The sequence below is a fragment of the Pyrinomonas sp. genome, assembly GCF_040289685.1.
Classification (GTDB): Bacteria; Acidobacteriota; Blastocatellia; order Pyrinomonadales; family Pyrinomonadaceae; genus Pyrinomonas.
The window spans coordinates 25334-34304 of the sequence record NZ_PSLQ01000034.1 but is presented as its reverse complement, the minus strand read 5'-3'; the positions used below and the strand labels follow the sequence as shown (position 1 = coordinate 34304).

General features: G+C 59.3%; 8 protein-coding genes. 3 read left to right on the top strand and 5 right to left on the bottom strand.

Features of this window, described 5'->3' with window-relative positions:
* The first annotated feature begins 571 nt into the window (after window positions 1-571).
* The 3 genes from C4334_RS08845 (at window position 572) to C4334_RS08835 (ending at window position 3893) form a co-directional block, all read left to right on the top strand.
* Window positions 572-1492: a choice-of-anchor L family PEP-CTERM protein gene (locus C4334_RS08845; RefSeq protein ID WP_352431723.1), complete on the top strand. Its 921-nt coding sequence runs from the start codon at window positions 572-574 to the stop codon at window positions 1490-1492.
* 748 nt (window positions 1493-2240) lie between these two features.
* Entirely contained in the window at window positions 2241-3308 is a 1068-nt protein-coding gene (lpxD, locus tag C4334_RS08840) for a UDP-3-O-(3-hydroxymyristoyl)glucosamine N-acyltransferase (RefSeq protein ID WP_352431722.1), read from the top strand.
* Window positions 3309-3593: 285 nt separating this feature from the next.
* Complete coding sequence (locus C4334_RS08835) at window positions 3594-3893, top strand: hypothetical protein (RefSeq protein ID WP_352431721.1); 300 nt, start codon at window positions 3594-3596, stop codon at window positions 3891-3893.
* A gap of 78 nt (window positions 3894-3971) precedes the next feature.
* Here the strand turns inward: C4334_RS08835 and C4334_RS08830 are convergent, their stop codons facing one another.
* From C4334_RS08830 to C4334_RS08810, 5 genes are all read right to left on the bottom strand, one after another.
* Window positions 3972-4433, bottom strand: coding sequence for a ferritin-like domain-containing protein (locus C4334_RS08830; RefSeq protein WP_352431720.1), 462 nt, complete (start codon window positions 4431-4433; stop codon window positions 3972-3974).
* 196 nt (window positions 4434-4629) lie between these two features.
* The gene (locus tag C4334_RS08825) at window positions 4630-5379 is read right to left on the bottom strand and encodes an SDR family NAD(P)-dependent oxidoreductase (protein ID WP_352431719.1); all 750 of its coding nucleotides are present in this window, start codon (window positions 5377-5379) and stop codon (window positions 4630-4632) included.
* Between the two features lie 291 nt (window positions 5380-5670).
* Window positions 5671-6939 (bottom strand): MGDG synthase family glycosyltransferase, encoded by a 1269-nt coding sequence (locus tag C4334_RS08820; RefSeq protein WP_352431718.1) that lies wholly within the window; start codon window positions 6937-6939, stop codon window positions 5671-5673.
* Window positions 6940-7052: 113 nt separating this feature from the next.
* Window positions 7053-8222, bottom strand: a complete 1170-nt coding sequence (locus C4334_RS08815) for a radical SAM protein (RefSeq protein WP_352431717.1) — start codon at window positions 8220-8222, stop codon at window positions 7053-7055.
* Between the two features lie 323 nt (window positions 8223-8545).
* Window positions 8546-8971, bottom strand: a 426-nt coding sequence (locus tag C4334_RS08810) for an AAA-type ATPase lid domain-containing protein (RefSeq protein WP_352431716.1), incomplete at its 5' end; no start/stop codon positions are given.

Genomic DNA, 8971 nt, shown 5'->3' with positions numbered 1-8971 from the left:
TCGCTCCCGTCGATCGCTGTGGCTACCTGCGGTTAAAAAAGTTCTTAAAAACCCTGGGTTCAAGGCATTTGCCATCACCAGCACTGTCGGGCTTCTAAGCTCAAACACCTTATGCCCTGAGCTTTATTCTACCCTTCTGGCCCAAACACCTCATGAGCCTTCACCGCTCTTGGGCTTGTTTTGCGCAAACTGGGTTAGCTGCCTCCAGAGTGCTCTCCGATCCGCTCTAGCCAAGCGACCACCTTCGCCAGAGCGATCGCGAAATCGCCCGCGTTGACGACGGAAAGGAAGCAAAAAGGACTGTAAACTTCTTGTCTGAAATCTTTCAGCTTTTTGTCAAGACAGATCGAGACGCCGTCAACTATTAAGATGTGGCGCAAGGGGCTTCATGCGCTGCTGCATTGCAAAGCAAGAGGCCTGCTTGAGAAACAAGTTTTAACGCAGAGCGGCGCTTGCCGCTTGCTGAAAGTCATTTCATAAGCCCCGTCAGCTCTCTCATGCCCCGAGAAAGCAGGCAGTGGCGCGATCTTCAACTATGCAGAGTGCCTCACTTCAGAAAGGAGAAACAGCGATGACTCGCAAGTTCAACTTTTTCCTCGCAAGCGCGATCCTATGCTTGTGGTTGTCGAGCGCGATCAATGCCGATCCGCTCTCCGTTACGACCACAAGCAACGCGAACACGCTGGCCAACACATTGTTAGCCTCATCGAGCGGTATCACCATCAACAGCGCGACCTACACCGGTGCCAACAACGCTTCCGGTACCTTCAGTGGCGGCACCGGGGTTATCGGCTTTGAAAGCGGCATCGTCCTGACCACGGGCGATGCGCAATTCGTCATCGGACCGAACAACACTGGCGATGCAGGCACAGATAACGGTGCGCCAGGGACATCGTTGATCTCAGACAGTTTCAACGCGTCCATACTGGAGATCGTTTTCACCCCGGCGGGCAATCAAATTCAATTCAGTTACGTTTTCGGCTCGGAAGAGTACAACGAGTACGTTGGCTCTCCATTCAACGACGCCTTTCGCTTTCTGGTTAACGGAGTGAACTATGCGCTCATTCCGGGCACGACGACTCCGGTTGAGATCAACAACGTTAATAACGGCTTTGCCAGCGGACGCAACCGAGCGACCGGCCCGTGCACGAACTGCAGTTTCTACATCGACAACAATCCATTTCCGGGCAACACCAACGGACCGTTCAACACGCAGCTTGACGGCTTCACGACGGTGTTGAGCTTCGTCGCGCCGGTCAATCCGAACGTGCAGAACACGCTGACGCTGGTCATCGCTGATCGACACGATGCAATTTTGGATTCTGCCGTCTTCATTAAGGGCGGCAGCTTGCAGGTTTGCGGCGGGCCGGATCAGCCTCCTTGCCAGCCCCCCTCGGCAGTTCCCGAGCCGACGACGATGCTGCTTCTCGGCACGGGATTGGCTGGCGTGGTTGGCGCAGTCAAGCGTCGCAGATCTCGCATGGGAAGGTAAGACCAAAAGCACAGCGCTTGCCGTTACGTCAGGGGTTTATCAAGGAACCACATGGCGTTCGGCTGCGGAGCGGTCTCGCGCAGAAGCTTTACAAAACTTCCGCGCGAGACCGCATATCTGCGCTGATCTGCACTGATAAGCTCTAATCTGCTCGACCACACGAGCGCAAAGGATTCTGCGCAAAGCCATGGCGCTGTTCCGCGTAAAGATCATGGACCAGCGCCGAAAGCGTTGCCGAAATTTCGCGCGGACCGAAGTCGCCTTGAGCCACGTTGCAGCGCACAGAAGGGTCGTTAACTCGCCCTAATTCCACGCGGACCGAAATCGCATTGCGCATCTCTTCCTTTCGCGTAGCGCGAACTGCTCATTGATACTTTGCGCGGAACGAAGTCGCATTGTGCCGCCAGCGTTCAGGTCAGTACTGCTTCCCGCCTGCGGCGAGGAGCAGAGATCGCGCCTGACGAAAGAGGTTCGTCCAGTCTATCGCGCAAACTTGCAGTGAACGCATGCGCCCAGCACTCGGTTGCTGAATCGGTCACTGAATTCGTCGAACGGTTGATTGTGGACCCGCGGTGAACATATATGCTCGGCACGGTCGAGCACCGGCTTTGGAACGGCGATCAACCTCGTCAGACGGCTTGCGGTAAACCAGCGCGTTCGGCGCGACTGGGATCTTCGCCCGGCCCCGCGACGGCGAGGCGCTTTGTCAGGCTGCATTCGCCCGACCTTGTAAGTTACACTTTTGCGCATGAAGCTTGGGGAACTAGCTCGGCAAACGGGCGCGCGTCTCGAAGGCGATCCAGAGATCGAGATCACTGGGGCGGCGGGATTGGATGAAGCGACGCAAGGTCAAGTGACCTTTCTCGCCAACCCGCGCTATACGCCGCGCGTGCGCACAACACAAGCCTCGGCCATCTACGTCGCCGAAGAGGCTGAGGTGGACCGTCAGGACATCGCTCTCTTGCGCACGCGCGATCCGTATCTGGCCTACACGCGCGCCCTTCGACTGTTCCATCCCGAACCGGAGGTCACGCCTGCTATTCACCCGACTGCGGTGATTGACCCATCGGCGCGCATTGGAAAAGATGTCTGGATCGGCGCCTACGTCGTCATCGGAAGCGAGGTCGAGATCGGCGACGGGGTGCGCGTCCACCCGCACGTCGTCATCTATGAACGCGTGCGCATAGGACCGGGTTCGATCATTCATTCCGGCGTCGCCATCCGCGAGGATTCATGGCTCGGCGCGCGCGTGCGCGTGCACAACAACGCAGTCATCGGCGCTGATGGTTTCGGTTACGCCAAGGACGAAGAAGGCGGCTGGCTCAAGATTCCGCAAACGGGACGCGTGCGCATCGAAGACGACGTCGAAATCGGCGCGTGCACGACCATTGATCGCGCGTCCGTGGGCGAGACCGTCATCGGACGCGGGGCGAAGATAGATAATCTGGTCCAGATCGGCCATTCCTGCACGGTCGGCGAAGATGCGCTCCTTTGCGCGCAAGTGGGGCTGGCCGGAAGCTCGCACATCGGGCGTCGCGTCATCCTTGCCGGGCAAGTTGGCATCGCCGGGCATTTGAAGGTCGGCGATGATGCCGTGCTGACGGCGAAAAGCGCGACGAGTCATGACGTTCCGCCCGGCAAAACGCTCTCCGGCATCCCTGCCTTCGATAACCGCGAGTGGTTGCGTGCCACGGCAGCCTTTCGTCGCCTCGGCGACATGCACAAAACACTGCGCGCTCTGGAGGCGCGTGTGCGGCAGTTGGAAGAGGAGTTAACCGCGCGCCAGCAAGAACATCGAAGCGAGGCGTCCGAATAAGTAAAACGCGCGCATCGCTCGAAGAGCGGAGTTCGCTAGGAGCCGCCTTTGGGTGCCGAATGGGATCGAGCCGACGGAATTGAACCTCACGGCGCCTTCTGTCGGGGAGCGCTTTTCGGATGCTGATCCAGCTCGACTGCGGAGAAGAAGCGCTTTTTCGCAGTGCCGTTTCAGCTTGACAGCGGAGAGGCGGAGGGCGATAATGGCATTTGAAAACGGCTTTCAATTTCGTTTCGAGGGGCCATACTCCCCTCCGATCTAGCATCAGGGAGCCGAAGAACTCCTGTGAACACAAGCGGCAACGCTACGCTCAAAATAGTTCCCGCAACGGGCGCGGATCAGCAGATCGAAGTGATCATTGACGAGGCTGATGGGCGCGTCGCGCTTCGCTATTCGACTTGGACGGACGGTTTAGGATGGTGCGCGCAGAAGACCATTTGGCTCGACGGCGCGCAGCTTGATCACTTGCATCGCGCCTTGACCGTCGCGCGCGCTCGGTTGCGTCGCGTGCATGGGGAAGAGAAGGCCGTTCCGGCAAAGATCATTCATCTACCGATCATCGCCCACTCTCGCATTCAAACCTGAAAGACTTCTTTGTGAAAAGAGGCGGCGCCGCTTCGCGCGAAGCGGCGCCGCCTTTCATGGTAGGGGCTAGAGAGAGCTTCAGCTCACTTGACGCAAAGTTATCCGTTCGTTCGCAACCTTCGCTTGACGCTCCGACGTCAGCTTCTCCAATTCGTCGATGTGCATCTGTTCTTCGGCCATGCGTTCTTCGAGTTGGAATTGCGTAGCGCGTTCGGCGTCGGTGCATGCTTCCCAAGCGACGACGTAGGCGGCCATCGCTTCTCTCTCTAGTTCGAGATCCTGTTTGAGCATTTCGGTCAAGTCGGTCGATTGCCGAATCACCGCCGGCTCGACCGTCGGCACGCCGCCCAACGCGACGATCTTGTCGCCGAGCGTGGTCGCGTGTTCGTGCGCTTCTTCCGACTGCTTGCGGAAGAACTCGCGATAGACTTCACGTTCCGGGCCGGTGACGAGAAAGCTATGCTGCAAGTATTGGATCACTCCGGCGAGTTCAAGGCTCAAAGCGCGATTCAAAGCGTCGATCAGTTTCGTGTTGGCCATTCTTCATCCTCCAATTATTCAGAACTGCGAGTCGTTCACGAATGATACCGGAGCGGCACTCAGCTTGTCAACGTAAATTCTTACTGATCAAAGACTTAGGAATGAAATCCGCTTTCAATTTCGCCGTCCTCCGAGGCCCGCCGCGGCAGGAGCTTCGCTTTGCGAAGCGCGAAACCGTCTTCAGCGCGTGGCCTCGCTATGTGACGGCTCCGCCATCGATGATGACCACTTCGCCGTTCATGAACGAATTGCGGTCGCTCACCATGAAAGCGGCGTATTCGGCTAACTCTTCTGGGCGGCCCAATCGTCCGCGCGAGACCCAGAAATCGTGCATCTCGAGCAAGCGCGCTGGGAGCGTGTGGGCCAGCTCCGTATCGAAGATGCCGGCGGCGATGGCGTTGACCGTGATGCCGAAGGCGGCGGCTTCGCGCGACAAGCACTTCGTGAACCCGATCATCGCCGCTTTGGACGTGGCGTAGTGGACCGATGTCGGAAGCGCGCGGATGGCAGCGATCGAGGTGATGTTCAAGATGGTGCCGCGCCGCTGGCGGATCATCTGTTTGTAGATCGGCTTGGTGACGGCGAAGAGGCTGTTGACGTTGGTATTGATCACTTCGTCCCAGGCGCGATCGGTGGTCGTCGCGAAGTTATCGCCGCGATTGATGGCGGCGTTGTTAACGAGTATGTCTATGCCGCCCCAAGCTTCGACCAGTTCGCGCGTGACGCGCTTCATGCCGACGCGGTCCGTGACGGAGATTTTGAAAGCCAATGCGCGTCGTCCGTAAGCTTCGATCTTGTCGCGCACCTGTGCGGCGAGATCATCGCGCGATTGGTAGTTGAATGCGACGTCGGCTCCCTCGCGAGCGAAGACCTCGCACATCGCCGCGCCGATGCCGCGCGTGCCGCCTGTGATGAAGGCGCGTTTACCTTCCAAAAGCAAGCTCAACTCCGTCGCCTTTCCTCAAAAAAGCCCGCGGCTTCGGCGGGCGCGATGAACTTTTATAAACTCAAAGCCGCGCTTCTTGCAAACCCAGCGAAGAGCGTGATTGAAAACGGCGGGCATCAGAGATTCGACTTCGCGCGAACAGGTTGCAAGTCGAAGATCATTGGTTCATGTTCGCAAGGTTCAAACTCGCGCGGAGAGGTTTCGACTCGAAGATGGCGTGCTAGCGTTAACGATCGCTGTTGTGAGGGCGCGCGTCGCGACGCCGCTTGGTCGGCAACGAGCCGGGAAGGTTTAAAGCGTCTCGGCGCTCGGTTTTGCGCCGTGCGGCAAGAGCGCGGCGATCTCTTCGATGATGCGTTGCGTTGCGTGCGGGACGACGAGGCCGGCGGCAGCGGCGCGCATGGAAGCGTAATAGCGCGCGTCTTCCATCATTCGTCGGACCACCGGCACGATGTCGGAAGCGCGCGTGAGCAGCACGCCTGCGCCGCGCTGGACCAGAGCGCGGGCTGCCCCTGCTTCTTGAGGCATGGGCGGTGTGGTCGCGTCGGCAATGATCGGCACGCGACAGGCGAGCGCCTCAAACGTCGTCAGTCCGCCGAGCTTGGAGATCATCACGCTGGCGGCGCGCATGAGCTGTTCGATTTGCTCCGTGTAACCGACGATCTTCACCGGAAAGCGCGCGGCGCGCGCGACCCGTTCGGCCTCGGCGCGCAGCTTCTCATTCTTACCGGCGAGAAAGATCGCTTGCACGTCGAGATCGCCGCGCACGAATTCGCGAAAGATCTTCGGGATGTTGCCGCCGCCGATCCATCCGGCGTTGACGAAGACGGTGAACTTATCTGGATCCAATCCCAAAGCTTGGCGCGCGCGGCGCGCAGCGCCTTCGTCCCACTCGCTCCGTTCGAATTTCGGGTGGACCGGCATCCCGCAGACTTTTATGCGCTCAGGCGCGACGCCGTACTCGATCAACTGCCGACGCGCTTCGTCGCTCGCCACCAAGTAGAGCCGCACATCATCGCACGCCCAGCCGCGCCAGAAGCCATCGAACGGATCTGTGACCACTGTGACGAGCGGGATGCGGTCGGCCAAGCCGAGCTCCTTGAGGACGCGCGCGATGCCATGTTGTGTGAGCGGATGGACGCTGATGACGATGTGCGGGCACCAGCGCTCGAACAGATCGCGCACGTAGCCGACCGTCCGTCGGTAGAAGAAGTCGCGCGTTTCCGGGCGAAAACGGTTGACGGCCCAGTAGAGGTATTTCATCCAGTGTTGCCGGTGGCGCAACATCCAGTTGTAGAACCGGACCAGCCGCGCGGTGAGCGAATGGGCCTCTTCGATGGCGCGAACGACGCGCACGGCGTATGAGTCGCGGCGAAAGAAGCGCTGCACGCCCGCGACGATGGCTGCCGCCGCTGAACGGTGACCGCCGCCCGTGTCCGAAGAGATGATGAGGATCTTCGGAACGGTGAGGCCAAGGTGCGCGCCATTCCAATGCAGCGAAACGGAGCGTCGGTCTGGCTCCAGATCGAACACGGCTTTGTCTCGCTTCTTTGCGTCCATCTTCATCAGAGCGCCGATGGCGAGTTGCCTTGGGCGCGCCATCCGATCGCGACCTGTTGGCTCACGATCCTTCACTTCACCCGAGGGTTTCGAACTCATTCGGAAGCGCTCGTTCAAGCTTTCACCGCCAAGCTTTCGCCCTCTTCCGTTTGGGCGCGTGCGAGTTCGCGTCGCGCCCGTTTCATCTCCCGCTCCAGACGCTTGATCTGGATCAAGTGCTTCGGGTTGAAGGCGAGGCTCGGATAGTAACAGTTCGATTCATGCGTGCAGAAGCAGCCGTCGGCCACTTTGCGCCGCCGCGCTTTCATCGCCGGCGAATTCCACAACCGCCAGAAGTTCCAATCGTAGTCGCGCAAGTTGCCGACGGGCGCGAGGTTCTCGCACGAAGAGACGGTCCCTTCGTCATAGATGACGGCCCCAGCCGTTCCGGCATAGCAACGCAGTTGTGGGCGGTTCTCCTCCTTGGTCTTCGCGATCAGCCCGTGCATGTAGATGTCGATCGCCGCTTTGAAGAAGCCAGCATTGCCCGTGTAGTTGTTCTTGATCGCTGCCTGTCGCGAATCCTCGTCGATCATCTTCGACAAGCGCGTGTAGATCGCGTGATCGAATTCGAGTTCGCGCGGATCGGCTGACGGTGGACGGATGTAGTTGATGTTCACTTTGTCGGGCTTGAGTTCGTGCTTCAAAAAGTCGTACCACGCGAAGATGCGCTCTTGATTCGAGCGCATCACGCAAGTGCAGGTCTGTACATCGAGGCGGTTGTTGTATTGACGCTTCATCGCCTGAAGTTGCCGTGCCGTGTCGATGGCGATATCCCACGAACCAGGCTTCTGGCGGATCTTTTCGTGCTCTTCTTTCAACCCGTCGATGCCGAGCGCAACGGCGACGTTTAGCTTCGGGCATTCATCGAGGATGCGCGCGACATCGGGCAGGATGCGCTTTTGGATCTGCCCGTTGCTCATCAGGTAAACGGATTCGAGTCGGTTATTTTCGTAGAAGGCGCGAACGATCTCGGGCAGATCTTTGCGCGTGAAGGGTTCGCCGCCCGCGATGATCAAGACGCCAAGGTTGCCGCCGAGCGTCTCGGAGACGCGCTCTATCTCGTGCGTCTTCATCTGCAGCTTCTTGCGCGGTCGGTCGTCCAGCTCTTCCGTGAAGAAGCAATGCGTGCAGCGCATATCGCACACGGAAGTGACCAGAATGTTGAGCAGCACCGGCGCGAACGGCTGGCCCACAGCCAAGCGCGCATAACGTTTCAAAAGCTCTCGCGTCGTGTAATCCATCTTCTGCCTGTTGACCTCTCCCCTCGATCCTTTTCGGGCGCTCGTTGCCACGCTCGAATCCTACCAGATGCGGGGCGACGGCGCACGTGTCCGACAACCACTTGGGCAACTAGCGTGCCGCAAGCTGGGCCATAGCGGAACCGCGCAAGTTGCGGCGGAGTCTTTTGCAAGTCGGCGCAGCTTGCGTTTCGCTTCGACCATGGGGGCGCGACGAAGCCCGGAGAACACTTCGACGGTGCGCGCCGGGTCAGAAGAGGAAGATCGTTTTGAAGTCGGCGAGCGATGCTTCCGCTGACCGTTTTCGAAACGCGCTCTTTAAACCGTCAAGACGACGTGCTCGACCGTTCTTCGCGCACGTTGATGCCGAGCGCGCGCATGCGCCGGTAAAGGTGGCTGCGGTCGATGCCCATCAGTTCGGCGGCACGCGAAACGTTGCCTTCGGCTTCGGCGAGCTTCCGTTTGATGAACTCGCGTTGGTAGGCCTCGCTCGCCTCTTTGAAAGAGGGGAACTTGCTTTGTGAGATCAGCGCGGCATCGCTGCCGAGCGGCGGCAAATCTTTGGCGTGCACTTCGACGGGCGTGTGCATGATGACGACGCGCTCGACCGTGTTCCGCAGTTCGCGCACGTTGCCGGGCCATGAATGCTGTTGCAGCCTCTCCATCGCTTCCGGGGTGAACTCTTTTGGCTCTTTGCCGTAGGCGGCGGAGAAGCGGCGGTTGAAGTGTTCGATCAGAAGCGGCACGTCTTC